The 24,477-nt window shown below is 66.5% G+C and carries 29 protein-coding genes; 14 read left to right on the forward strand and 15 right to left on the reverse strand.

Features of this window, described 5'->3' with window-relative positions; all coding sequences use genetic code 11:
- The first annotated feature begins 12 nt into the window (after positions 1-12).
- The gene (locus KQ910_RS07270; protein WP_216957808.1) at positions 13-231 is read left to right on the forward strand and encodes a hypothetical protein; all 219 of its coding nucleotides are present in this window, start codon (positions 13-15) and stop codon (positions 229-231) included.
- 66 nt (positions 232-297) lie between these two features.
- Entirely contained in the window at positions 298-669 is a 372-nt protein-coding gene (locus KQ910_RS07275; RefSeq protein WP_216957810.1) for a hypothetical protein, read from the forward strand.
- Here the strand turns inward: KQ910_RS07275 and KQ910_RS07280 are convergent.
- Complete coding sequence (locus tag KQ910_RS07280; RefSeq protein WP_216957813.1) at positions 650-967, reverse strand: hypothetical protein; 318 nt, start codon at positions 965-967, stop codon at positions 650-652. The genes KQ910_RS07275 and KQ910_RS07280 overlap by 20 nt on opposite strands.
- A gap of 167 nt (positions 968-1,134) precedes the next feature.
- On the opposite strand from KQ910_RS07280, the gene phnC reads away from it, so the two are divergent.
- The 5 genes from phnC to KQ910_RS07305 are packed head-to-tail and all read left to right on the forward strand — an operon-like array spanning position 1,135 to position 5,477.
- Positions 1,135-1,947, forward strand: coding sequence for a phosphonate ABC transporter ATP-binding protein (gene phnC / locus KQ910_RS07285; RefSeq protein ID WP_216957815.1), 813 nt, complete (start codon positions 1,135-1,137; stop codon positions 1,945-1,947).
- 46 nt (positions 1,948-1,993) lie between these two features.
- Complete coding sequence (gene phnD / locus KQ910_RS07290; protein ID WP_216957817.1) at positions 1,994-2,932, forward strand: phosphonate ABC transporter substrate-binding protein; 939 nt, start codon at positions 1,994-1,996, stop codon at positions 2,930-2,932.
- Between the two features lie 30 nt (positions 2,933-2,962).
- A complete protein-coding gene (gene phnE / locus KQ910_RS07295) occupies positions 2,963-3,850 on the forward strand; it encodes a phosphonate ABC transporter, permease protein PhnE (protein WP_216957819.1) in 888 nt (295 codons plus the stop codon).
- Positions 3,847-4,722 (forward strand): phosphonate ABC transporter, permease protein PhnE, encoded by an 876-nt coding sequence (gene phnE, locus KQ910_RS07300; protein ID WP_216957821.1) that lies wholly within the window; start codon positions 3,847-3,849, stop codon positions 4,720-4,722. Before phnE (KQ910_RS07295) ends, phnE (KQ910_RS07300) begins: the two co-directional genes overlap by 4 nt.
- An 8-nt stretch (positions 4,723-4,730) precedes the next feature.
- Positions 4,731-5,477, forward strand: coding sequence for a DUF1045 domain-containing protein (locus tag KQ910_RS07305; RefSeq protein WP_216957822.1), 747 nt, complete (start codon positions 4,731-4,733; stop codon positions 5,475-5,477).
- On the opposite strand, the gene phnN is transcribed toward KQ910_RS07305, so the two are convergent.
- From phnN to phnG, 8 genes are read right to left on the reverse strand one after another with little or no spacing between them, the layout of a single operon-like run.
- Complete coding sequence (phnN, locus tag KQ910_RS07310; protein ID WP_216957824.1) at positions 5,425-6,000, reverse strand: phosphonate metabolism protein/1,5-bisphosphokinase (PRPP-forming) PhnN; 576 nt, start codon at positions 5,998-6,000, stop codon at positions 5,425-5,427. The genes KQ910_RS07305 and phnN overlap by 53 nt on opposite strands.
- 14 nt (positions 6,001-6,014) lie before the next feature.
- Positions 6,015-7,160: an alpha-D-ribose 1-methylphosphonate 5-triphosphate diphosphatase gene (locus KQ910_RS07315; RefSeq protein WP_216957826.1), complete on the reverse strand. Its 1,146-nt coding sequence runs from the start codon at positions 7,158-7,160 to the stop codon at positions 6,015-6,017.
- Complete coding sequence (phnL, locus tag KQ910_RS07320) at positions 7,157-7,876, reverse strand: phosphonate C-P lyase system protein PhnL (RefSeq protein ID WP_216957828.1); 720 nt, start codon at positions 7,874-7,876, stop codon at positions 7,157-7,159. The genes KQ910_RS07315 and phnL overlap by 4 nt, the downstream gene beginning before the upstream one ends.
- A 4-nt stretch (positions 7,877-7,880) precedes the next feature.
- Positions 7,881-8,654, reverse strand: a complete 774-nt coding sequence (phnK, locus tag KQ910_RS07325) for a phosphonate C-P lyase system protein PhnK (RefSeq protein WP_216957830.1) — start codon at positions 8,652-8,654, stop codon at positions 7,881-7,883.
- Positions 8,651-9,478, reverse strand: coding sequence for an alpha-D-ribose 1-methylphosphonate 5-phosphate C-P-lyase PhnJ (locus KQ910_RS07330; protein WP_369408371.1), 828 nt, complete (start codon positions 9,476-9,478; stop codon positions 8,651-8,653). Before KQ910_RS07330 ends, phnK begins: the two co-directional genes overlap by 4 nt.
- Before the next feature lie 18 nt (positions 9,479-9,496).
- A complete protein-coding gene (locus tag KQ910_RS07335; protein WP_216957835.1) occupies positions 9,497-10,600 on the reverse strand; it encodes a carbon-phosphorus lyase complex subunit in 1,104 nt (367 codons plus the stop codon).
- Positions 10,601-10,602: 2 nt separating this feature from the next.
- A complete protein-coding gene (gene phnH, locus KQ910_RS07340; RefSeq protein WP_216957837.1) occupies positions 10,603-11,190 on the reverse strand; it encodes a phosphonate C-P lyase system protein PhnH in 588 nt (195 codons plus the stop codon).
- On the reverse strand, positions 11,187-11,645 hold the full coding sequence (phnG, locus tag KQ910_RS07345) for a phosphonate C-P lyase system protein PhnG (RefSeq protein WP_216957840.1): 459 nt from the start codon (positions 11,643-11,645) through the stop codon (positions 11,187-11,189). Before phnG ends, phnH begins: the two co-directional genes overlap by 4 nt.
- Before the next feature lie 258 nt (positions 11,646-11,903).
- On the opposite strand from phnG, the gene pstS reads away from it, so the two are divergent.
- Genes pstS through phoB form a run of 6 tightly spaced genes read left to right on the forward strand, consistent with a single transcriptional unit; the run spans position 11,904 to position 17,218 of the window.
- A complete protein-coding gene (gene pstS / locus KQ910_RS07350) occupies positions 11,904-12,947 on the forward strand; it encodes a phosphate ABC transporter substrate-binding protein PstS (RefSeq protein ID WP_216957842.1) in 1,044 nt (347 codons plus the stop codon).
- A gap of 49 nt (positions 12,948-12,996) precedes the next feature.
- Positions 12,997-14,013, forward strand: coding sequence for a phosphate ABC transporter permease subunit PstC (pstC, locus tag KQ910_RS07355; RefSeq protein WP_216957844.1), 1,017 nt, complete (start codon positions 12,997-12,999; stop codon positions 14,011-14,013).
- 4 nt (positions 14,014-14,017) lie between these two features.
- Positions 14,018-14,890, forward strand: coding sequence for a phosphate ABC transporter permease PstA (pstA, locus tag KQ910_RS07360; protein ID WP_216957845.1), 873 nt, complete (start codon positions 14,018-14,020; stop codon positions 14,888-14,890).
- Positions 14,891-14,895: 5 nt separating this feature from the next.
- On the forward strand, positions 14,896-15,720 hold the full coding sequence (gene pstB / locus KQ910_RS07365; RefSeq protein ID WP_216963668.1) for a phosphate ABC transporter ATP-binding protein PstB: 825 nt from the start codon (positions 14,896-14,898) through the stop codon (positions 15,718-15,720).
- Between the two features lie 32 nt (positions 15,721-15,752).
- On the forward strand, positions 15,753-16,478 hold the full coding sequence (gene phoU / locus KQ910_RS07370) for a phosphate signaling complex protein PhoU (RefSeq protein WP_216957847.1): 726 nt from the start codon (positions 15,753-15,755) through the stop codon (positions 16,476-16,478).
- Positions 16,479-16,525: 47 nt separating this feature from the next.
- Positions 16,526-17,218, forward strand: a complete 693-nt coding sequence (phoB, locus tag KQ910_RS07375; protein WP_216963671.1) for a phosphate regulon transcriptional regulator PhoB — start codon at positions 16,526-16,528, stop codon at positions 17,216-17,218.
- Between the two features lie 161 nt (positions 17,219-17,379).
- Here phoB and KQ910_RS07380 read toward each other — a convergent pair whose 3' ends face one another.
- The 4 genes from KQ910_RS07380 to KQ910_RS07395 form a co-directional block, all read right to left on the reverse strand.
- On the reverse strand, positions 17,380-18,771 hold the full coding sequence (locus KQ910_RS07380; protein WP_216957849.1) for an AmpG family muropeptide MFS transporter: 1,392 nt from the start codon (positions 18,769-18,771) through the stop codon (positions 17,380-17,382).
- 204 nt (positions 18,772-18,975) lie between these two features.
- On the reverse strand, positions 18,976-19,953 hold the full coding sequence (locus tag KQ910_RS07385) for an adenosine kinase (RefSeq protein ID WP_216957852.1): 978 nt from the start codon (positions 19,951-19,953) through the stop codon (positions 18,976-18,978).
- 16 nt (positions 19,954-19,969) lie between these two features.
- Entirely contained in the window at positions 19,970-20,359 is a 390-nt protein-coding gene (locus tag KQ910_RS07390; RefSeq protein ID WP_216957854.1) for a DsrE family protein, read from the reverse strand.
- Positions 20,356-21,144, reverse strand: a complete 789-nt coding sequence (locus tag KQ910_RS07395) for a HesA/MoeB/ThiF family protein (protein WP_216957856.1) — start codon at positions 21,142-21,144, stop codon at positions 20,356-20,358. Before KQ910_RS07395 ends, KQ910_RS07390 begins: the two co-directional genes overlap by 4 nt.
- Positions 21,145-21,196: 52 nt before the next feature.
- Here KQ910_RS07395 and KQ910_RS07400 point away from each other — a divergent pair, with 52 nt between their 5' ends.
- Positions 21,197-22,411 (forward strand): Bcr/CflA family multidrug efflux MFS transporter, encoded by a 1,215-nt coding sequence (locus KQ910_RS07400; protein WP_216957858.1) that lies wholly within the window; start codon positions 21,197-21,199, stop codon positions 22,409-22,411.
- Here KQ910_RS07400 and KQ910_RS07405 read toward each other — a convergent pair.
- Positions 22,408-23,451 (reverse strand): WD40 repeat domain-containing protein, encoded by a 1,044-nt coding sequence (locus tag KQ910_RS07405; RefSeq protein ID WP_216957860.1) that lies wholly within the window; start codon positions 23,449-23,451, stop codon positions 22,408-22,410. The genes KQ910_RS07400 and KQ910_RS07405 overlap by 4 nt on opposite strands.
- Positions 23,452-23,455: 4 nt before the next feature.
- Positions 23,456-24,433, reverse strand: a complete 978-nt coding sequence (locus tag KQ910_RS07410; protein ID WP_216957862.1) for a CobW family GTP-binding protein — start codon at positions 24,431-24,433, stop codon at positions 23,456-23,458.
- Between the last annotated feature and the right edge of the window lie 44 nt (positions 24,434-24,477).

A 24,477-nucleotide genomic window follows, 5' to 3' on the forward strand; every position in this document is an offset into this window, starting at 1 on the left:
GAGTGTATGCGCATGACATCGAAGGCGAGCGAACCGTGCGAGATCGTCGTGACCGCCCGGATGATCCGGGCAGGCCTCGACGTGGTGAAATCCTGGCCCTCCCTCGCCGACGGCGAGGCGCTGGCCACGGCTTACCGTGCAATGGCGGCGGCGGCGCCTCCTGAAAGTCTCGCCCTGAGCATGCCGACGCCGACGATGCTGCAGGCGCTTCGGCTGCTCGGTCACAAGTAGCGGCAAGTCGTTCGAGCAGCACTCTGGCGGCGGAACGACCTGCCGAGCCCGTGCGTTTCATGGACGATGAGCATCATCGACTCGTTGGGGTGGGCGATGGCCACCCAGTTTCAGCCCCTTCGCTCGGGTTACGTCTATCGTCAGGATCGCACCGGCCGGCCGATTCTCGTGACGGCCGGCGAGCGCCGAGGATTTGTACGAGCCTTCGGTTGGAATTTCCCGGCGCATGTCGCCGGCTTCATGGCGACGGTGATCATGGCCGCCATGGTGACTGCGCATCTCTATCCCAAGGGAAACGAGACGGGGGGCTTCGTCCTGATGGGCGGGCTTCTCGCCATCATAGGCTTTGGTCTCTACGCGTCCGTGAAATGGGCAATGCATGCACCCAGCCGCGTGCTGTCCGATCGCCCGACATTGTCTAACGGCGCAGGATCCTGACCGCGATCATGGCAGTCGGAATGCCGACCACGAATCCTGCCACGACTGCGTAGAACAGAAAGAAGACCATCGAGAAGATCACCATGCCCATCGTCCCGCGCTCGGGCACGGCAGGCGCGTCGGCGAGGGTCGCCAGCACCGCCACCGCGAACAGAGCGACCGACAGCAGCGGCCCACTGAGCGCGGAGAAGGTAACCTGCCATCGTTGCGTCCTGTGCGGCCAGCGGGACGTCCCGAACCAGGCCGCCGCGAAGGTGATGGCCACGATCGTGACGACAGAACCCACGATATGGATCACGCTTGTCTTCCTTCCCGTATTCTCCGTGTTCTCCGTGTTCAACGTCGCGGCCGGCTCCGGGTTCGGCCTTCGTGAATTTCTCCACATCTGTCTTCGGTCTGTAACTCAATTGTCGCGCGGGCGAAGCCTGCGGCCGGTACCGAGCCACGGTAGGGCGTGGAGGCCGGATGCTTCGACTGGAAGACGTTACCAAGAGCTTTGGCGGCAAGCCTGCCGTTGACGGCGTCTCGCTCGTCGTGCCGGCCGGCCAGATGGTCGGCGTGATCGGCCGTTCCGGCGCCGGCAAGTCGACCCTCCTGCGGATGATCAACCGGCTGGGCGATCCGACCTCAGGCCGCATCCTGTTCGGCGACACCGACGTCACGGCGCTGCGCGGCCGCCCGCTGCGCGCCTGGCGCGCCCGCTGCGCCATGATCTTCCAGCAGTTCAATCTCGCCGGTCGCCTCGACGTTCTGACCAACGTCATGATGGGGCGGCTCAGCTACGTCGGCACGTTGTCGGCACTCCTCAATCTCTGGAGCGAGCATGACCGTGCCGTTGCGCTCTCCGGTCTCGATCAGTTCGACATGGCCAGCCTGGCGGCTCAACGGGCCGACACACTGTCGGGCGGCCAGCAGCAGCGCGTGGCCATCGCGCGGGCGCTCGTGCAGGAGCCCGACATGATCTTGGCGGACGAGCCCATTGCCTCTCTCGATCCGCGCAACACCAGGATGGTCATGGATGCGTTGCAGCGCATCAACAAGCAATTTGGAATCACGGTGATCTGCAACCTGCACTCACTCGATACGGCGCGTGCCTACTGCGATCGGCTGGTCGGCATGGCTCAGGGCCGCGTGGTTTTCGATGACGTTCCGCAAGCCCTCACCGACGAGGTTGCCCGCGGACTGTACGGGCTGGATGCCGGGGAGATCATGGATACGGCGGGCACGGCCTTGCCCGCTCCGGCCACCGCCTATCGGCCCTCGTTCGCCGTCGCCTGAAGCCGGGACACCGCGCCAAATCAAGCCATCCAGACGGAGTAAATTCATGATCAAGCGTCGTTCGGTTCTCGTCTCCACGGCGGGTGTGCTTCTCGCCGTGCCCTTTGCCGCGAATGCCCAGGACTGGAAAGCCAAGTATCCGGAGATCGTGGTGGCGATCGTTCCCGCCGAGAATGCTGGCGGCGTCGTCGACCGCTACGGTCCGTTCGTCAAGTACCTCGAGAAGGAACTCGGCACGAAGGTCACCCTGCGCGTCGCCAACGACTATACGGCGGTGATCGAGGGACAGAAGAACCGTCAGATCCACGTTGGCTTCTATGGCCCCGGATCCTATGCCCGGGCGTACGCCGTCTCGGGCGGCAACACGGTCGCTTTCGGAACGACCCAGAACCAGGACGGCTCGATCGGTTACTATTCGGTCGTCTATGTGAAGGCGGACAGTCCATACAAGAGTCTCGACGACCTGAAGGGCAAGAAACTCGGGCTCGTCGATGTCGAGTCGACTTCAGGCTACAAGGCGCCGGTCTTCTTCATGAACAGGGAAGGCAAGGCGCCGGACAAGTTCTTTTCGGTGGCCCAGGTGACTGGCAGCCACGAGAACGCCGTGCTGGCCATGACCCAGGGTACGGTCGATGCGGCCACCAACTGGTGGAATTCCGACACCGACTCGAACCTCACGCGCATGCTCAACAAGGGCATGCTCAAGAAGGCCGACGGTTCGCCGATGAAGTACGAGGACTTCCGCATCGTCTGGAAGTCGCCGCTGCTTGCGGGCTCTCCCTTCGCCTATCTCAACGACATGCCGGACGACCTCAAGAAGGCGATCGCGAGCGCCTTCTACAACGCCCACAAGAAGGACAAGGCTGCGTTCGACAAGCTGTCGGACGGTAAGGATCTCGCCTTCGTTCCGGTCGGTCACAAGGACTATCTGGAGTTCATCGAACTCAACAAGTACCTCGAAGAACTGCGCCGCAAGAAGGGCTGACCGTTCGTCGACCGGGGCGTGACGACTCAGATGGCAAAGACCTTGGCGATATTGCCAGCGGCGCAGCTTGCTCCGCTGGCCGAAGCCTATCGTGCCGCGATGGCGGTCAAGCGACGCTGGACCATCGGCGGTCTCGCGGTGCTGGCCGTCTGCACGGCATTGTCAGTATGGGCCGGTCAGGTCGACATCGTGAAGTTCTGGTCGGGTTTGCCCCGGTTCGCCAGTTACTTCCACGACATACTGCCGCGCCTGCGGTTTGAGACTTTCGCCGCCGACATGGCCGAGTGGTTCTGGAACCTCGACGGATGGCTTGGCCTTCTATGGGACACGCTGCTGGTGGCCTATGTGGGCACACTGGCCGGGGCAATGGCGGGATTCGTCCTCTGCTTCCTCGCTTCCGCGAACCTGACGAGATCGCCCGTCGTGCGGATCTTCGCCCGGCGCTCATTGGAGTTCGGCCGGACCTTTCCCGAAATCGTCTTCGCCCTGATGTTCGTCTATGCCTTCGGCTTCGGTCCGATGCCGGGGGTCCTCGCCATTGCCATTCACACCGCGGGCGCGCTGGGAAAGCAGTTCTCGGAGGTCGTCGAGAATGTGGACATGAACCCGGTCGAAGGCCTGACCGCGAGCGGAGCGAACTATGTCGAAGCCATCCGTTTCGGCGTGGTGCCGCAGGTACTGTCGAACTTTGTCAGCTATTCCCTGCTGCGGTTCGAGATCAACGTGCGCGGCGCGACCGTGCTCGGCTTCGTGGGCGCAGGGGGAATCGGCAAGGAGCTGATCTCATCCATCCGGCAGTTCTACTACGCCGACGTGAGCGCGATTCTGGTCATCATCATCGGTACGGTCTTCCTGATCGACTGGCTGACCGAAATGCTGCGTCACAGATTGCTCGGCATTGAAGGAGGCGCTCGATGAGCGAACCCGCGAGACCGGTCCGCGGCCTTGGAGAAACCGATCGGTCCGAGCTGAAGCGCCGTTACCCGCAGGCGTTCCGGGCGCCGATAGCCAAGCGGTGCCTTTCGCTGGCGATCGTCTTCGGCGGAGCCGGTCTCGCGGTCTACACGCTGTGGCGCTTCGGCTTCTCGCCGGCGAAGTTCGTCGACGGGCTGGACAAGCTTGGCATCGTCGTCGTGTTGATGATGCCCCCCGATCCCGGCAGCCAGTTCTGGCACTACACCTCGGCTCTTGCCGAGACCCTGGCGATCGCATTTCTCGGCACACTGGGCGCCGCGGTTCTCGCCCTTCCCATGAGCATGCTTGCCGCGAAGAACGTCGTCGCCAATCGTATCCTCCACTTCGCGAGCCGGCGATTCCTCGACACGATACGCGGTGTCGACACACTGATCTGGGCTCTCATCTGGATCAATGTCGTCGGCCTTGGACCCTTCGCCGGCATCCTGGCCATCATGACTTCGGACTTCGGCTCGTTCGGCAAGCTTTTCTCGGAGGCGATCGAGGCGTCGGATCGCAAGCCGGTCGACGGCGTGCTGTCAGCCGGCGGGTCGGAACTGCACGGCTTCCGCTTTGGCATTCTGCCGCAGGTTCTGCCCGTGCTGCTGAGCCAGGTCCTCTACTACTTTGAAAGCAACACGCGCTCGGCCACCATCATCGGTATCGTGGGCGCGGGCGGCATCGGTCTCTACCTTGCCAACGAGATCGCCCAGGCGGAGTGGCAAAGGGTGGCTTTCATCATCCTGATGATCCTCGTTACGGTCTCCGTCATCGACTGGTTCTCGAGCAGGCTCCGTCTCGCCATGATCGGTCGTCGTGCGGGAGCAACCGCTTGAGCGGAAGCATGCAAGATGCGCCGGGGTTGCCCCGTTATGCACTCTATTACGCGCCACGTGCGGAAGAGGCGCTGGCGGTCGTCGCCGGCCGCTGGCTTGGTCGCAGCCCGGATTCGGGTGAGGCGCGCGACATCGCCCCGATCGGAAGCATTTCCCGGGAGCGGCTGTCCGAGCTGGTGGCGGACCCCGGGCTCTACGGTTTTCACGGCACGTTGAAGCCGCCGATGGGGTTGGCCGACAGGGTCACCGAACGTGATCTGCTCGACGCGGTCGGCGCGTTTGCCGCAACGGAACGCCAGATCGATATCCCGTCCGTCGCGCTGGCGGAGCTGAGCGACTTTCTTGCCCTCGTGCCGTCGGAGCGATGTTCCACCCTTCAGGATTTCTCCGACCGATGTGTCGCGGAGTTCGATGCGTTCCGTCGTCCCGCCGGAGAGGCCGAGCTGGCGCGCCGGCGCGGCGCGGGCCTGAGTGTGCGGCAGGACGAGCTGCTGCGGCGCTGGGGCTATCCCTACGTGATGGAGCAGGGCCGCTTCCACCTGACGCTCACGAGCCGGGTAACGGATCGGGTGGAGCGAGCCGTGATCCTGGACGAGCTGCGCCGTCGGTTCGCAGCCTTCATCGGTCAGCCGCTGGCGGTGAGGGACATTTGCGTCTTCCGTCAGCCGGCGCCTGGTCGTCCGTTCACCGTCCTGGCGCGGTTCAGGCTCGGCGGAGGGCGGCGCCTGACCACTCAAGTGTGGAGAGCAGCCTGACGAAGGCCTCGGCGGCCTTCTCGAGGGTGCCGTCGTTGACGATCGTCACCAGGCGCGGGTCGTCGATCTCGTAGGCTTCGGCGCGGTCGAGCCGTCTGGCGGCTTCGGCTGAGCTCTCGCGCCCGCGCGCCGCAAGTCGCTGTCTCAGCCGATCGGCCGGCGCGGTGATGAGGACGGGCCGGGCCTGCGAGTCCAGGCCGCCGGTCCGCAGGAAATGATCGCGCGAGCCGCTCACCACCACGGTCAGGCCGGCGGCGCGCCAATCGTGGATCTCGCGGCCGACTCCATAGTCGTTCCCGTGGGCGCCCCAGTGATAGGCGAACAGACCATGGGCGCGGCGCATGGCGAATTCCGCGCGCGTCACGGCCACATGGTTTTCGCCGCCGGTGTCGGCCGGCCGGGTGATGTAGCGATGCGCGAACACGACGGGCGCGTCGGACGGGAGCAACGCGCGGGCGCGGCCAAGGACGGAGTCCTTGCCGGCGCCGGACGGGCCCATGACGTAGACCAGTGAACCTTCCATCGCCGTGCCCCGGCTCAGACGACGCGCTCGCCTTCGCGCCACACGGCGCGCACGACGGCGGCACCGTCGACGGTACGCACGCGCGCCAGATCGGCGCGACGTTCCGGCGCGATCTCGCCCCGGTCGCCCATCCCGACGGCGCGAGCGGGATTGAGCGAAGCGAGCTTCACGGCCTGCGGCAGCGAGATGCCGATGCCCGACGAAGGCAGCTTGAAGACACTTTCCATCAGGCTCGCCGGCACATAGTCAGATGACAGGATGTCGACATGGCCGGCGCGCAGCAGGTCGATGGCGGCGATGTTGCCGGAATGCGAGCCGCCCAGCACGAGGTTGGGCGCGCCCATCAGCACGGCCAGGCCGGCATCGCGCGAAGCCCGGGCTGCCTCATGCGTGGTCGGGAACTCGGCGATGGTCATGCCGTTCGCAACGGCCTCCTGCACATGACCATGGGTCGCGTCGTCGTGACTGGCGATCGGCAGGGCGCGGGCCTGGGCGCGGCCGACGATCTCGCTGCGGTGCCTCACCGCGTTGCGATGGTGCAGCTCGGTGACGCGGGCCGAGAACTCCTCGAACTGCGCGTCGGTCATCGCATACTTGCCCTTGTAGTACTGCTTTAGCTTCTCGGGATCGAGGAACTGGCGCTGGCCGGGCGTGTGGTCGTTGATCGACACCAGGCCGACCAGCGGCAGGTCGATCCACTTGTCGACGGCCTCGACCGCGTCGTCCGCCGTGATCTCGCAGCGCAGGTGGATCCGGTGTTCCGCGCGCGTCATGCGCCGGTCGGTGACGGCGCACACCGCCTCGATCATGCGCTCGCGGTTCTGGACGCGGTCCGACTTGCCGTGGACGTCGCCCAGCGCCAGCGAATCGAACACCGTGGTGATGCCGGCGGCGCTGATCTGCGTGTCGTGCGCCATGACGGCCGAGACGCTGGGCCATTTCACGCCGGGGCGCGGCGCGAAGTGCTTTTCCATGTTGTCGGTGTGCAACTCGACCAGGCCGGGCACGAGATAGTCGCCTTCGAGGTCTATTGCGCCTGCCGCGCAGGAACGGTCCTGGGCGATCTCGACGATGCGGCCTTCGCGCACGATGACGGTGCCGTCGAACTCCGCATCGGCGGTGACGACGCGGGCGTTAGTCAGGATGGTCTCGACGCTCATGGGGAAACTCCGGCCGGTTGGGCAGGGGGGAGGACTTCATGGACGCGGGTCGCCACCGCGTCGCGCACGTCGGTGTCGTGGAAGATGCCGACGACGGCAGCGCCGGCATCGCGGCGCTGGCGGATGAGCTCGACCACACCGTCGCGATTGGCGGCATCGAGCGAGGCCGTGGGCTCGTCGAGCAGCAGGATCGGGTAGTCGACGATCAGCGAGCGCGCGATGTTCACCCTCTGCTGCTCGCCGCCGGAGAAGGTCGCCGGCGGAAGCGACCACAGCCGTGCGGGAATGCCGAGCATGCCCAGCAGGAACTCCGCGCGTCGCTGCGCCTCGTCGGCGTCGGTGCCGCGTCGCAGCAGCGGCTCCGCCACGACATCCACGGCAGACACGCGCGGGATCACGCGCAGGAACTGGCTGACGAAGCCCATCGTGCGGTGACGCACGTCGAGGACGGTGCGCGGCTCGGCGCCGACCAGCTCGGTCCAGGCCTCGTCCTGGCGCACGCGGATCGAGCCGCCGTCGGCGCGATAGTTGCCGTAGAGCGAGCGAAGCAGGGTGCTCTTGCCGGCGCCGGACGGGCCGACCAGCGCGAGACATTCGCCGGGCGAGACGGACAGCGCCACGTCCCGCAGCACGGGAAGCGAGAGACCGCCCTGAGCGTGTACGATGAACGACTTGGTGAGGCCGCAGACACGGAGGGCGGGCTGGGAGGAGGTCATGCGCTCACACCGGCAGGATCGAGGCGACGAGCATTTGCGTGTAGGCGTGCTGCGGATCGTCGAGCACCTGGTCGGTCAGACCCTGTTCGACGACCGTGCCTCCCTGCATCACCATCAGCCGGTGCGTCAGCAGCCGCGCGACACCGAGATCGTGGGTCACCAGCACGGCCGATAAGTGAAGACCTCCGACGAGCCCGCGCAACAGGTCGAGGATGCGGGCCTGCACGGAGACGTCGAGCCCGCCGGTCGGCTCGTCCATGAAGACCAGCCGCGGCTTGCTGACGAGGTTGCGGGCGATCTGCAGGCGCTGGCGCATGCCGCCGGAATAGGTCGTCGGGCGGTCGTCGAGGCGGTCGGCATCGATCTCGACCCGTGCCATCCAGTCGATGGCCTCGCGGCGGATCTCGCCATAGTGGCGCGCGCCCACGGCCATCAGCCGCTCGCCGATGTTGGCGCCGGCGCTCACGCCCATGCGCAAGCCCTCGCGCGCGTCCTGGTTCACGAAGCCCCATTCGGTGCACGCGAGCAGGCGGCGGCGCGCCTCGGAGAGGCGGTGCACGTCGACGGTGCCGGCGGACTGCGTTTCGTAGGCGACGGAGCCGCCGTCGGGCAGGAGCCGGCCGGCCAGGCAATTGAGCAGCGTCGTCTTGCCGGAGCCCGATTCACCCACGATGCCCAGCACTTCGCCGGGCCACAGGTCGAAGCTCACGTCGCGGCAGGCGACGCGGCCGCCGAAACGCTTGGTGACGCCGCGAGCGGAGAGGAGCGGCGCGCTCATCGCCGGCTCTCGCAATAATCGGTGTCGGAGCAGACGAACAGGCGCTTGCCGGCATCGTCGACGATCATCTCGTCGAGGAAGCTTTCCCTGGAGCCGCAGAGTGCGCAGCACTCCGTCCAGGTCTCGATCTCGAAAGGATGGTCGTCGAAATCGAGGCTCTTCACCGGTGTGTACGGTGGCACGGCATAGATGCGCTTCTCGCGGCCGGCGCCGTAGAGCTGCAGCGCGGGGCTGCGGTCGAGCTTGGGATTGTCGAACTTCGGGATCGGCGAAGGGCTCATGATGTAGCGCCCGTTCACCATCACCGGATAGTTGTAGGTCTTGGCGATGCGGCCGTGGCGGGCGATGCTTTCGTAGAGGCTCACCTGCATGACGCCGTACTCGGACAGCGCATGCAGCGTCCGCGTCTCGGTCTCACGCGGCTCGAGCATGCGCAGCGGCTCGGGGATCGGCACCTGGAAGACCAGGATCTGGCCGTCCGTCAGCGGCGTCTCGGGCACGCGATGCCGTGTCTGGATAACGGTCGCCTCTTGCGTGTGCGTGGTCGTGGCGACTTCGGCCACCTTGGCGAAGAAGCGGCGGATCGAGACGGCGTTGGTCGTGTCGTCGGCGCCCTGGTCGATCACCTTCAACGTGTCGTCACGCCCGATGATCGCTGCCGTCACCTGGATGCCGCCGGTGCCCCAACCATAGGGCAGCGGCATCTCGCGGCCACCGAAGGGAACCTGATAGCCCGGCACCGCCACGGCCTTCAGGATGGCGCGGCGGATCATCCGCTTGGTCTGCTCGTCGAGATAGGCGTAGTTGTAGGCGGTATCCTGGATGTTGCTGTCAGGCATGGGTCACTCCGCCGCCTGGCTGAGGGCCGCCTGCTCGCGGCGCTTCTCGACCTCGGCGCGCAAGGCCCGCACCACCACCAGCTCGGACTGGAAATCGACGTAGTGCGGCAGCTTGAGGTGCTGGACGAAGCCCGAGCCCTCGACATTGTCGCTGTGCGCCAGCACGAACTCCTCGTCCTGGGCGGGCGACGTCGCGGCCTCCCCCAGCTCGTCGGCGCGCAGCGCGCGGTCCACCAGGGCCATGGCCATCGCCTTGCGCTCGGCATGGCCGAACGCCAGGCCATAGCCGCGCGTGAACTGAGGCGGCACGTCGTGCGAGCCGGCAAACTGGTTGACCATGTCGCACTCGGTCACCTCGATCTCGCCGATCTCGATGGCGAAGCCCAGCTCCTCCGGCACGAAGGACACGGGCACGAGGCCGTAGCGGATCTCGCCGACGAAGGGATGGTTGTTGCCGTAGCCACGCTGCGTCGAATAGCCGAGGGCCAGCAGGAAGCCTTCGTCGCCACGCGCCAAGTTCTGCAGGCGCAGCGGTCGGTTGGCGGGCAGCACCAGCGGCTGGCGCGTCAGGTCATTTGTCTCACCCTCCACCGAGGTGGGTGGCGGTTCGAGCAGGCCGTCGCGCTGCAGGATGTCGCCCACGCGCGGCAGGCTGTCGGTGGTGTCGGCGGGCGCCGTGGCCGCGGTCGGGCGCTCGCCCGACGCCGTCAGCGCGAAGTCGAGCAGCCGGTGGGTGTAGTCGTAGGTCGGGCCCAGCACCTGGCCGCCCGGCACGTCCTTGAAGGTCGAGGAGATGCGGCGCTCCGCCACCATGCGGCTGGTGTCGAGGGGCTCCGACGCGCCAAAGCGCGGCAGGGTCGTGCGATAGGCGCGGAGCAGGAAGATCGCTTCGATGAGATCACCGCGCGCCTGCTTGATTGCGAGGGCCGCCAGGCTGCGGTCGTAGCAGGAGCCCTCGGTCATCACGCGATCGACGGCGAGGCCCAGCTGCTGATCGATCTGCTCCAGCGAAAGCTCGCAGACGTTGCGGTCGCCGCGGCGCTTGTCGGCTAGGAGATCCAGCGAATGGGCGATGGCGGTTTCGCCGCCCTTGACTGCGACATACACGGTCAGGCCTCCACGGCGACGCTGCGCGGCAGCGAGACAAGTCGGGAACCCGAGGCGAAGACGAGGTCGACGCCGCAGGGGAAGAGCGCGTGGTTGGCGGCCCAGGCCGGCCAGAAGCGGGAGCCGAGCCCGGCGATGGCGACGCGTGTCTCGCCGTCGATGCCGGGGCCGCGCCAGGTGCAGCTCGGACCGTCCTCGAGCGACGGCACTTCGATCACCAGCGTGGCGGCGCGGTCGGGATAGGTGTCGGTGCCAATGGCGAAGCCGGCAAAGGGATCGCCGCCACCGCCGATGATCACGGCGAAGGTCGCGGCTTCGCGCGCATGGACAATGGGGGAACCGGCATGGAAGCGCAGGAAGTCGCGGACTTCCTGCTTGTCGAGACCTGCCTCGAGCCAGAGCGGCGTCTCGCGGTCGGCGAAGGTCAGCAGGAAGGCCACGGTTGCGGGACTGAGTGTGCCCGGACCGGTGGGCGCGTCGCGCAGTTCGACGATGCGGCCGGGATGGGAAAATGCATCAAGCACGCTGCGGAACAGGCGCTGCGCGTCGTGCGGCGGATCGGCGAGGCCCGGTGCGAGCAGGCTGGTCACGTGCCGGCCTCGCGGGCGACGGTGAAGAAGTCGACCTTGGTGGCGGCGGCGCGCGCGGCGATCAGGCGGTGTCGGGCCTCGGCTTCACGTGCAAGCGGCGCCACGAGTTCGGCTTCGAGTCGTTCTGTCCAGTCGGCCCGCTGACCCAGCGCATCGATCGCGGCGACGGTCTCGGCGTGGCGGGTATCACGGCCGCCGACATAGCCGAAACCCATCTCGCCACCGTCGAGGCGCACCGCGGCGCGAGTGACCGTCATTTCACCGGTGCAGAAGGGCGCGCCGGTGCCGGAGATGCGGCCCTGCACCATGACCAGCCCGATCTCGGGGCGGCGCAGGACGACATAGGAGGGAGTGGCCCCAAGCGCCTGCCACAGGGCTTGCAGCCTTGTGCTTGGTGCTTTCGCGAGGACGGAAAGCCATCGGCGGCGACGCTCGATTGACGGGTTGGGAGACATGGGGCGCTCTTGAAAGAGGCGCACCATCCAAGCGTCCCGTTACCGTTCCGAGGGAGCGACGTTAAGTTCCCATGACACTCGGCCCGTTGTTCCCGCCTGGGGTCAACTCATTGATCCAGAACAATTCCTTACGTCGATTCGGGGTCCATCCTCAGCCAGCAGTCCTCTTTGTCATCGAAGTGTAATATATTCGTCATAGTAGAGAGACGTATGGCTCCTAGATGACGGGCGCTTCGAAATTCAACGAAGGAGAACCCCGTGAACCTTACCAAGATCGTCCTCGCGACAGCCCTCGCGCTGTCCCCGGCCGCGGCCTACGCCATCGACATTTCCGGCGCCGGCGCGACCTTCCCCTACCCGATCTATGCCAAGTGGGCCGATACCTACAAGAAGGAGACCGGCAACGGTCTCAACTACCAGTCGATCGGCTCGGGCGGCGGCATCAAGCAGATCAAGGCCAAGACCGTGACGTTCGGCGCCACCGATGCGCCGCTCACGGGCAAGGACCTCGAAGAGTCGGGTCTCGTGCAGTTCCCGATGGTGATGGGTTCCGTGACGCCCGTCGTCAATCTCGAAGGCATCAAGCCCGGCGAACTGACGCTCGACGGGCCGACGCTGGCCCAGATCTACCTCGGCCAGATCAAGAGCTGGGACGATGCGGCGATCGCCAAGCTCAATCCCAACGTCAAGCTGCCGAAGCAGGCCATCGTGCCGGTGCGTCGCTCGGACGGATCGGGCACGACCTACAACTTCGCCTACTACCTGGCCGAGGTGAGCCCGGACTGGAAGACGAAGGTCGGCGTCAGCACGGCACTGCAGTGGCCGGTGGGCATCGGCGCCAAGGGCAATGAAGGCGTCGCCGGCAACGTGGCGCAGACCAAGGGCTCGATCGGCTATGTCGAGTACGCCTACGCCAAAGAAAACAAGATGACCTTCACCAAGATGATCAACAAGGCGGGCAAGGCGGTCGCTCCGGGCTCGGACACGGTGCAGGCCGCCGCGGCGAGCGCCGACTGGAACTCCAAGCCGGGCTTCGGCGTGATCCTGGCCAACCAGCCCGGCGACAAGTCCTGGCCGATGGCGGCCGCGACCTGGATCCTGATGTACAAGAAGCCGGAGAAGATGGCGGAGTCGGCCGAGGCGCTGAAGTTCTTCGCCTGGGCCTACACCAAGGGCGACGCCATGGCGGACTCGCTCGACTACGTGCCGATGCCCCAGAACGTCGTCAACGACATCATGAAGATGTGGGCGGCGGAAATCAAAGACGCCAGCGGCAAGCCGCTGTACTCGCCGACGAACTAGATGGTGACGGGGCGGGTGGCGACACCCGCCCCTCTTTCTTGGGGGGCTTATGGCTTCGGGGGAGCGCGACGTGAGTGAGGTTGCATTGAAGGGCGCAAGCGCGCCGGCGGCGGCATCCGCCTCGCGGGCGGCGGTGCTCCGACGCCTGAGATTGACCGACACGATATTCCACGGGCTGACGCGCGGCGCTTCGCTGGCGGTGCTCGCCCTGCTGAGCGGCGTCATCATCGCCCTCGTCATCGGCGCGGCTCCGGCGCTCAGCACGTTCGGCTTCGGCTTCCTGTTCGACGAATCGTGGAACCCGGTGACCGAGCGGTTCGGCGCCCTGGCGCCGATTTTCGGTACCCTGGTCACGTCCTTCATCGCCATGCTGATCGCGGTGCCGGTCGGCCTGATGGTCGCCTTCTTCCTGACCGAGCTCTGCCCCAAGGTGCTGCGCCGCCCGATCGGCATCGCCATCGAGCTGCTGGCCGGCATACCCAGCATCATCTACGGCATCTGGGGCCTGTTCGTCTTCGCGCCGTTCATGCAGGAGCACGTGCAGCCGCTGTTCATCAATACCTTCGCCAATGTGCCCGTCCTGTCGACGATCTTCGCGGGCCCGCCCTACGGCATCGGCATGTTCACCGCCGGGCTCATCCTGGCGATCATGGTGCTGCCCTTCGTGACCTCGATCTCGCGCGACGTGTTCGACGCGGTGCCGCCGGTTCTCAAGGAAGCCGCCTACGGCGTCGGCTGCACGACCTGGGAAGTGTTCCGCTACGTCGTCCTGCCCTTCACGCGGGTCGGCGTCATCGGCGGCTTCATGCTGGGACTCGGTCGCGCGCTGGGCGAGACGATGGCTGTCACCTTCGTGATCGGCAACGCCCATCACATCTCGGCCTCGTTGTTCGCGCCCGGCACGACGATCTCGGCCTCGATCGCCAACGAATTCACCGAGGCGGTGGGCGACCTCTACACATCGTCGCTGGTCGCGCTCGGCCTCATCCTCTTCTTCATCACCTTCTGTGTGTTGGCGATGGCGCGCTACATGCTGATGCGCCTGCAGCGGCAGGGAGGGAAGTAAGACAATGGCTACTATTGCCTCCAAGACAGCCGCCCTGGACAGTCCGCTCTACGCGGGCCGCCGCCGCCGCAACGCCATCGCCAAGGGCCTGGCTTTCGCCGCCACGATCTTCGGACTGGGCTGGCTGGTCCTGATCCTGGGCATTCTGGTCTACAAGGGCATCGGCGGTCTCTCGCTCGCCGTATTCACCGAAAACACGCCGCCTCCTGGGGCCGCGGGCGGTCTGCTCAATGCGATCATGGGCAGCATCGTGATGACCGTCCTGGGGGTGATAATCGGCACGCCGATCGGCGTCCTCGCCGGTACCTACCTCGCGGAGTACGGCCGTCACGACAAGCTCTCGAGCGTCGTGCGCTTCATCAACGACATCCTGCTCAGCGCGCCGTCGATCGTGATCGGCCTGTTCGTCTACGAGATCATGGTGGCGCCGATGGGTCACTTCTCGGGATGGGCCGGCGCCGTCGCCCTGGCGGTCATCGTGATCCCCGTCGTCGTCCGAACGACCGAGGACATGCTGACCCTGGTACCCGACACGCTGCGTGAGGCGGCTGCCTCGATCGGCCTGCCGCGCGCCCACATGATCGTCCGCATCGCCTATCGCGCGGCGCAGGCGGGCATCGTCACCGGCATCCTGCTGGCCATCGCCCGCATCAGCGGCGAGACGGCACCGCTGCTGTTCACCGCCCTGAACAACCAGTTCTTCAGCATGAACATGAATGCGCCGATGCCCAGCCTGCCGGTGGTCATCTTCCAGTTCGCCCTTTCGCCCTACGCCGAATGGCAGAAGCTCGCCTGGACCGGCGCGCTCCTGATCACCGTCACCGTCCTGGGTCTCAGCATCCTGGCCCGTTCGCTCACCTCCGCGAGGAAATCCTGATGTCCATGCAATCCACGGAAACGCCCAGCGTCGCCGTTCCTGTCGCGACGCACGCGAAGCTCGACGTCTCCAAGCTTACGTCCAAGATCTCGATCAAGAACCTCGAGTTTTTCTACGGCGACAGTCGGGCGCTCAAGGGCATCACCATGTCGCTCTACGCCAACAAGGCGACGGCGTTCATCGGGCCCTCGGGCTGCGGCAAGTCGACCCTGCTGCGCGTCCTGAACCGCATGTACGACCTCTATCCCGGCCAGCGCGCCACCGGCGACGTGATGTTCGACGGCGACAACCTGCTGCGCGACGATCAGGACATCAACCTGCTGCGCGCGCGCATCGGCATGGTGTTCCAGAAGCCGACGCCGTTCCCGATGACGATCTACGAGAACATCGCCTTCGGCATCCGGCTCTACGAGAACTTGCCCAAGTCGGAACTGGACGGCCGGGTCGAGCAGGCCCTGCGCCGCGGCGCGCTGTGGGACGAGGTCAAGGACAAGCTGGGCGCCAGCGGCCTCAGCCTGTCGGGGGGCCAGCAGCAGCGCCTCTGCATCGCCCGCACCGTGGCGGTGAAGCCCGAGGTCATCCTGTTCGACGAGCCGTGCTCGGCGCTCGATCCGATCTCGACGGCGAAGATCGAGGAGCTGATCGACGAGCTGAAGAAGGACTACACGATCGTCATCGTCACCCACAACATGCAGCAGGCGGCGCGCGTCTCCGACTTCACCGCCTTCATGTATCTCGGCGAGCTGGTCGAGTTCGGCGCGACGGCGACGCTCTTCACCACGCCCAGCGACAAGCGCACCCAGGCCTACATCACCGGCCGGTTCGGCTGAGCCGGCACGACGAAGAAAAGAAGGGACAGACCATGCCCGAACATACCCTGAAGCGGTTCGACGAGGAGCTGGAGCGGCTGAGCGCCACGATCAGCGAGATGGGCGGCCTGGCGGAAAGCCAGCTCGCACGGTCGCTGGCGGCCCTGCGCGAACGCGATACCGAGGCGGCCGAGAAGGTGATTGTCGACGATGCCCGCGTCGACGCGCTCGACGAGGCGGTCCAGGAGCAGACCGTGCGTCTGCTGGCACTGCGTCAGCCGATGGCGGTCGACCTGCGCGTCATCCTGTCGTCGATCAAGATCGCGGCGGCGCTCGAGCGCATCGCCGACTATGCCAAGAACACCGCCAAGCGCAGCATCGTGCTCAGCCAGACGACGCCGCCGGCTGCGGCGGTGACCGGCATCGAGCGGCTCGGCCGGCTGGTGCGCGCCGCACTCAAGGACGTGCTCGATGCGTTCGCGCACGGCGACGTGGCCAAGGCCCGTGACGTGTGGGAACGCGACGAGGAGATCGACCAGGTCTACACCGGCTTGTTCCGCGAGCTGCTGACTTACATGATGGAGGATCCGCGCACGATCACCGCCTGCACGCACCTCATGTTCATGGCCAAGAACATCGAGCGCGCCGGCGACCATGTCACCAACATCGCCGAACTGGTGAGCTTCCGCTCCACCGGCCATGGGTTCGACGAGGCCCGGCCGAAGGGAAGTGCTGCGATCTACGCTACGCCGGACGCCCCGGCGGGGACCGCGCCGTGAGCATGACCGCCACCAGCCCCTCGCGCCGCGACGCGCAAACCTCGTCGATGAAGCCGCACGTGCTCATCGTCGAGGACGAGACGGCCCTAGTCGAGCTGCTGCGCTATAATCTCGAACAATCTGGCTTCAAGGTCGCCGTCGCCTACGATGGCGAAGAAGCGCTGCGCTCCGTCCAGGAGGACGTGCCCGATCTCATCCTGCTCGACTGGATGCTGCCGCTGATGTCGGGCATCGAGGTCTGCCGCCAGCTGCGCCGCCAGACGGCGACCGCCAACGTGCCGATCATCATGCTGACGGCGCGCGGGGAGGAAGGCGATCGCGTGCGCGGCCTCGACGCCGGCGCCGACGACTACGTTCCGAAGCCCTTCTCGCCCACCGAGCTGGTGGCGCGCATCCGCGCCGTGCTGCGGCGCATCCGCCCGGCGCTGGCCGACGAGGCGCTGTCCTATGCCGACATCGTCATGGACCTGGTGGCGCACCGCGTCACGCGCGGCGGCAAGCCGCTGCATCTGGGGCCGACCGAGTTCCGCCTGCTGCGCCATTTCATGGAGCATCCGGGCCGCGTCTTCTCGCGCGAGCAGCTGCTCGATTCGGTGTGGGGCAAGGACGTCTATGTCGAGGCGCGCACCGTCGACGTCCACATCCGACGCCTGCGCATCGCGCTCAACGGCGAGAGCCATGCCGATGTGATCCGTACCGTCCGCGCCGCGGGCTATGCGCTGGACTCCACGCCGGGCTGACGCGCCCGGTTTTCCACACGGTCCTTAACGGTTCTGTAGCGTCCGGCGCCTAGACAGGGTCTGCCCGTTCCGCGCCGGCAACCCCACGCCCCGCATCGGAACGGGCCGGTCCCCCGGCTCGGCCACGATACCCGCAGCCGACTTACTCACCCCTTCTTCCGTCAGGAAGGAGGGGTTTCTTTTTCAAAGTGGCGGCGGACGATCAACGCCAGCACCAGCGCCGGCAGGCCGAGCAGGGCGGTGTAGACGAAGAAGATCGCGTAACCGCCGAACTTATGGGTGGCCGAGAACTCTTCCTGGAGTTTGTCGACGACCCAGCCCGAGGAGCCGCCCAGCAGCTTGCCGGGCAGGGTCATGATCGAGGTGAACAGCGCGTACTGTGTCGCCGTGTAGGCCGTGTTGGTGAGGCCCGACAGGAAGGCGATGAAGATCGAGCCGGACATGCCGCCCACCAGGTTGTCGATGCTGATGGCGACGGTGAGGATCATCAGGTCCGGCTGGCCGACCCAGGCGAGCCACGAGAAGGTGAGGTTGCTCGCCGCGATCAGGAAAACCGCCGGCGCCAGCAGGCGCGCCGCGCCGACGCGGAAGACCAGGGCGCCGCCCAGCAGCGCGCCCAGGATCGTCATGACGAACCCGTAGATCTTGGAGACGTCGGCGATCTGGTCCTTGGTGAATCCCATGTCGATGTAGAACGGGTTCGCCATCACGCCCATGGCGATGTCCGACAGCCGGAACAGGCCGATGAACAGCAGCAGCAGCAGGGCCATCCAGCCGTAACGCGCGAAGAAGTCGACGAACGGGCAGACGATGGCGCCGTAGACGAAGATCAGCGCCTTGCGCGACCAGTCCGGCATCGATCCGAGACCGGCGGCGAAGGAGGCGACCTTGCCTTCGAGTTCGGTCGTGCCGGTGGATGCGCGCCGTTCGGGTTCCGAGATCAGGAGGGTCGTCGCAATGCCGACGAGCCCGAGCGCTGCCATGGTCTGGTAAGCGGCGGTCCACGAGACGAACTGCGCCACATAGAGCGCGCCTGCGCCGGCGGCGAGAACGGCGATGCGATAACCCAGCTGGTAGGTCGCGGCCGTCGCGCCCTGCAGGCTGGCATCCGTCGACTCGATACGGAGGGCGTCGAGGGCGATATCCTGCGTCGCGGATGAAAAAGCGACGACCAGCGCGAACACGACCATCCACCACAGGTCGGTGCGCGGGTCGCAGAAGGCCATGGCGAGCAGGCCGCCGGCGATGCCGGTCTGGGCCAGCAGCATCCAGGAGCGGCGTCGACCGAGCCATCGCGTGAGCAGCGGCAGCGGCACGCGATCGACGACTGGCGACCAGACGAACTTGAAGGAGTAGGTGATGCCGATCCAGCTGATGAAGCCGATCGCGGTACGGCTGATGCCGTACTCGCGCAGCCACGCCGATAGCGTCGAGAAGACCAGCAGGAACGGCAGCCCGGCCGAAAAGCCGAGGAACAGGAACTGGACGACGCGCGGATGGCGGTAGGTCGCCAGCGACTCGCGCCAGCCGCGCGCCTGCGCGTCTGAGTTCATGCCTCCCTCCGACCGTTGGCCATCACAGCTGACAACGGGAGAGGAAGAGAAGGATCCCTCGCTTCGCTCGGGATGACACTTTTGGTCGAACTTGCACGAGGCGCCGATGCCGAAAACAGTGTCATCCCGAGCGAAGTGAGGGATCCTTGAGTCATGTGCATCGCCCTATGTAGATTCGGGGAGGTGCCCGCAGGACGGTTTGGCTCAAAGCAGGCCCTTGAGCGCCTGCTCGGGACGCGCGCCGACATGGGAGATGACCTCGGCGGCGGCGATGCCGCCCAGCCGCGCGCATTCGGCGAGCGGCTTGCCGTGCGTGAAGCCGAACAGGAAACCCGCGGCGTAGAGGTCGCCGGCGCCGGTCGTGTCGACGACCTTCGAAACCGGTGCGGCCGGGACTTCGTAGGTCTCGCTGCCCTTAATCACGACCGAGCCCTTCTCGCTGCGCGTGAGGGCGGCGATTTTCGCCTCCTTGCGCGCTTCAGCGAGCGCTTCCTCGAAGGTCTCGACCTCGTAGAGTGCTTTGATCTCGGCTTCGTTGCCGAACAGGATATCGACCTTGTTGCGGACCAGGTCGCGGAACTCCTCGCGGTAGCGATGGACGCAGAAGGAATCCGAGAGCGTGATCGAGACCTTGCGGCCGGCGGCGCGCGCGGCGTCGAAGGCCTTGAGCACGGCCTGCTTGGCGGCCGGTGCATCCCACAGATAACCCTCGACATAGGTGACCTGCGCCGAGGCCACCAGCTTGGCGTCGATGTCGACGGGGCCGAGGCCCGTGCAGGCGCCGAGATAGGTGTTCATCGTGCGCTGCGCGTCGGGTGTCACCAGGATCAGGCAGCGCGCCGTCGCGGGGCCTTCGGTCGCCGCCGGAGTCGCAAAGGATACGCCGGTCGCCTTGAGGTCGTGGCCGAACACCTTGCCGAGCTGGTCGTTGCGCACCTTGCCGATATAGGCGCCCTTGCCGCCGAACGAGGCGATGCCGGCCATCGTGTTGCCGCAGGAGCCGCCGGACATTTCGATGCCGGGACCCATCCCGTCATAGAGCTGCTCGGCGCGCGCTTCGTCGATCAGCATCATGCTGCCCTTCACCAGCCCGTGCTGGCCGAGAAAGGCTTCGTCGGAACGAGAGATGACGTCGACGATGGCGTTGCCGATTCCCAGCACGTCGAAGGGGGCGGATGTCATGAAGTCTCCTACAGCGTCAAAGCGATACCAGGTGCATGCCCGGCTTGGTTTCTTCCAGCAAGGTGACGAGGCCGGCCACCGCGAACGGTATGTCGGCCCGCAGGCTCGCACGATCGATGTCGAGCGATCGCAGGCCCATTTCGCACACGATGAGCCGCGCGCCAAGCTCGACACAGGCCTGCAGCAGCGTCTCGAAGTCGCCGACGCCGCGCGCGCGGTTGGCGGCGTCGCGATCCCAGTCCTGGAGCGCCGGCGGCGAGCCCTGCAGGGCACGGATGCCGCCCATGGTGAAGAACAGCACCGCCGGCTTGTTCACGGCCAGCGCGGCGGCCGCGAGGGCGAGGCCGTAATGGACGCTCTCGTAATCGTCGGAACGCAGGATGACCGAGACGCCGTCGTCGCTCACCGGGATGCCCCCGCCGCGGCGCCACAGGTCGGACAATCGGCGCGCTTGGTGACGGAAAGCGTCTCGAAGGAGGCGTTGAGCGCGTCGTAGAGCAGGAGCGAACCCGAGAGCGAGCGGCCGACGCCCAGGATTTCCTTCACCACTTCCGTGGCCTGCAGGGTTCCCAGGGTCCCGGCCAGCGCGCCCAGCACGCCGGCCTGCGCGCAGCTCGGGACGGACTCTTCCGAGGGCGCCGCGGGAAAGAGGCAGCGCAGGCAGGGATGGCCGGCGCCCTGCCATGCCTTGTAGGTCGAGATCTGCCCGTCGAAGCGCAGGATCGCCGCCGAGACCAGCGTCTTCCTGAGCCTGAAGCAGACGTCGTTCAGCAGGTAGCGCGTGGCGAAGTTGTCGCTGCCGTCGGCCACGAGATCGTAGCCCGCGATGATGCGCTGGGCATTGTCGGCGGTAAGGCGCTCGTCATGGGGCTGCACCTGCACCTCGGGGTTGATCTCCGCGAGGGCGCGGCGCGCGCTCTCGACCTTGGAGATTCCCACGTCGGACGTGCGGTGAATCACCTGGCGCTGCAGGTTCGAGAGGTCGACCGTGTCGTGGTCGATCACACCCAGCGTGCCGATACCGGCCGCGGCCAGATACTGCAGGAGGGGTGCGCCGAGGCCGCCGGCGCCGACCACCAGGACTTTCGCCGCGACGAGCTTCGACTGGCCGACGCCGCCGATCTCCGCCAGCACGATATGTCGCGCGTAGCGGCGGATCTGCGTTTCCGACAGGGCAGGTAGCGACGTCATGGTCCGCTTATAGCATGGGACCCGGTGCCCAATGCCTGTATCAGCGAGCCCGATGACCTCCACCCCGAGCCCGATCCGCCCGTCGCTCACGCCGGCGCTTCTCATCCTGCTCGCGCTGCTGTCGTCGTTCACGCCGCTGTCGATCGACATGTACCTGCCGGCGCTGCCGGTGATCGCCGTCGACCTGCGCGGCACCGCGGGCGACATCCAGCTCACTTTGTCGGCCTTCATGATCGCCTTCGGGCTGGGGCAGGTCTTCTACGGGCCGGCGGGCGACCGGTTCGGCCGGCGTCCGGTCATCCTGCTCGGACTGGCGGTCTATGTCGTGACCAGCGTCGGCTGCGCCTTCTCCGCCGAGGCCGCGCACCTTATCGGCCTGCGCCTGCTGCAGGGGCTGGCGGCCTGTGGCGGTGTCGTGCTGGCGCGCACGATGGTGCGCGATCTTGCCGAGAAGGATCAGGCGGCGCGGGCCATGTCGCTGATGATGGCCTGCACCTCGATCGCGCCGATGCTGGCGCCGCTGATCGGCGGCCAGATCCTGTGGTTCCTCGGCTGGCGGGCGATCTTCTGGGTACTGGCCGGCATCGGACTGCTGGCCCTCGTCCTGGCCTATATCCGCCTGCCTGAGACGCTGCGACCGGAGTATCGCCAGCCGCTCGTCGTGTCCTCGATCCTGAAGCGCTTCGGCGAGCTGTTCCGGCATCGCGCCTTCATGGGCTACGCCTTCACCAGCTCGTTCATGTTCGCCGCGCTGCTGTCGTTCCTCTCGGGCTCGCCCTTCGTCTTCATCGAGCGCTACGGCATCGCGCCGCGCGCCTATGGTTTCGTCTTCGGAGGGATGGTCGTCTTCATGACCGTGGGCAGCCTCCTGAACGCGAAGTTCGCGCCGGTGTTCGGCGCCGGCAAGATCCTGCGCCACGCCGTGTGGGTCCCGGCGATCACCGGGCCGATGGCGATGGTGCTGGGCTGGATCGAGGCCCGCTACGGCACGATCGGCATCTGGCCGTTCTTCCTCTGCTTCGCGCCGCAGATCGCGACCATCAGCCTGATCGGCCCCAACTCGATGGCGATGGCGCTGCAGCGCTATCCGCACATGGCGGGTACGGCCTCGTCATTGATGGGCGTCATGCAGTTCGGCCTGGGCGCGGCGTTCGGCGCCGTGGTCGGCCAGACTTTCGACGGCACCATCGCGCCGATGACAACGGCGATGGGCATCGCCGGCATCCTCTGCCTGATCTCGCACCGCGCGCTGGTGCGGCGCGGTTAACGCCGCAGGTCGATCGTCAGCAGGTCGCCGCGGTCGTTGCCGACGGCCAGCCTGAAGCCGTCGGGCGACCAGGCGAGGCAGGTGATGGCCGCGCCGTCGGCCATCTTCAGCACCACCGAGCGCCTGGTGCGGATGTCGCCGAGCTGCAGCTCGCCGGAATCGTATCCGCCGGCCACGAACTCGGCGGTGGGATGGGCCGCGACCACGGTCATCAGGCCCGCGCCCTCGTCGCCGAACTGCAATGGCGGCTTGCCCTCGGGGCCCTTGCCGGAGAACGGCCAGGCCGTGAAGACCGGCTGCGAGGAGGTGTAGAGGAAGCGCGCGTCGGCGGTCCACGACAGCGACTTCACCTTGGCGGGATAGCCCTGCATGCGCATGTCGGTGGCCTGCGCCACGCGCCAGACATGGATGTCGTTTTCCTGCGTGCCGGTGGCGATGAACTTGCCGTCGGTGCTCCAGCGCAACGCCACGTGGCTGCCCTGCCAGGCGAAGCGGCGCGGCGGCAGGACGACTTCCTTGCTCAGGCTCCAGACGGTGATGCCGCCGTAATGCGCGCAGGCGACACGGCTGCCGTCCTTGCTGAAGTCGAGGCCGGCCACCGTGCTCGGATGCGGCCCGAACTCGCGGACCTCGCCGTCGCGGAACAGGAACATGCTCTTGCCCGCCGACGCGGCGACCGCGCCCGTCTTGTGGGCCACGAGATGCTCGATCCACTTGCCCTTCTGCGCCAGTAGCTCCGTCGCCGTGCCGTCGGCGGCGAGGCGCAGCACCCGGCCATCGTCGCCGCCGCTGACGAAACCGTCGCCGGCCGGATCGCCGACCAGCGACAGCGCGACGCCCTTGTGCAGTGGGGCGGTCGCCTCGGGTGCGGCTTGCTTGATGTCGGCGGGAAGCAGGCGGACGCAGCCGTCGCCCAGGGCGAAGGCCACGGTCGAGCCGTCGCGATTGAAGGCACAGGCCGCGACGGGAGCGTCGGTCGCGACGGAGCGGGCCGGCGGGAGGGTCTGCTGCCAGGCCGGATTTGCGAGATCGATCTTCACGGTCTTACTTCAGGCACTCGTCGAAGCCGCGCTGCAGATTGTCGGCGTCTAGGTTCCGGCCGATGAAGACCAGCTTGCTCGAACGCTTCTCGCCATCCTTCCACGGCGTGCCCCAGTCGCTGTCCATCATCATGTGGACGCCCTGGTAGACGTAGCGGCGCGGCGCACCGTCGATGGCGAGGATGCCCTTGCTGCGGAAAATGTCGCCGCCCTTGATCTGCAGCAGCGCGCCCATCCATTTCTGGAACTTGTCGGGATCGACCGGCCGGTCGGCGGTGATCGACAGGCTGCGGACCTCGTCCTCGTGCTTGTGATCGTGGCCGCTGTGCAGGAAGTCCGGCTCGAACTCGAGGATGCGGCCGAGATCGAACGCGCCCTTGTCGAGGATGGCGTCGAGCTCGATCCGGCTCTTCTCGGTGCGATGGATGCGGGCGTAGCGGTTGATGCCGCGGATCCTGTCCTCGACCTTCTTGAGCTCGTCGGCGCTCACCAGGTCGGTCTTGTTGAGCAGGATCACGTCGGCGAAGGCCACCTGCTGCTCGGCCTCGCTGCCCTGTTCGAGCTGGCCGAAGAAGTGCTTGGCGTCAATCACGGTCACGATGGCGTCGAGCCTGGTGCGCGCCTTGACGTCGTCATCGGTGAAGAAGGTCTGCGCGACGGGGCCGGGATCGGCCAGCCCGGTCGTCTCGACCAGGATGCCGTCGAACTTGTCCTTGCGCTTCATCAGGCCTTCGATGATGCGGATCAGGTCGCCGCGCACGGTGCAGCAGATGCAGCCGTTGTTCATCTCGAACACTTCCTCGTCGGCATTCACCACGAGGTCGTTGTCGATGCCCAGCTCGCCGAATTCGTTGACGATCACGGCGTACTTCTTGCCGTGCTGCTCGCTCAGGATGCGGTTGAGCAGCGTGGTCTTGCCGGCGCCGAGATAGCCGGTGAGCACGGTGACGGGCACTTGCGCCGAAGTCTGTGGGCTGGCCATGGAGGGTCCTTGAAATTGGGTCCCTGAGATAGGGTGGGGCTTGC

It is taken from the genome of Reyranella humidisoli (assembly GCF_019039055.1).
Lineage (GTDB): Bacteria > Pseudomonadota > Alphaproteobacteria > Reyranellales > Reyranellaceae > Reyranella > Reyranella humidisoli.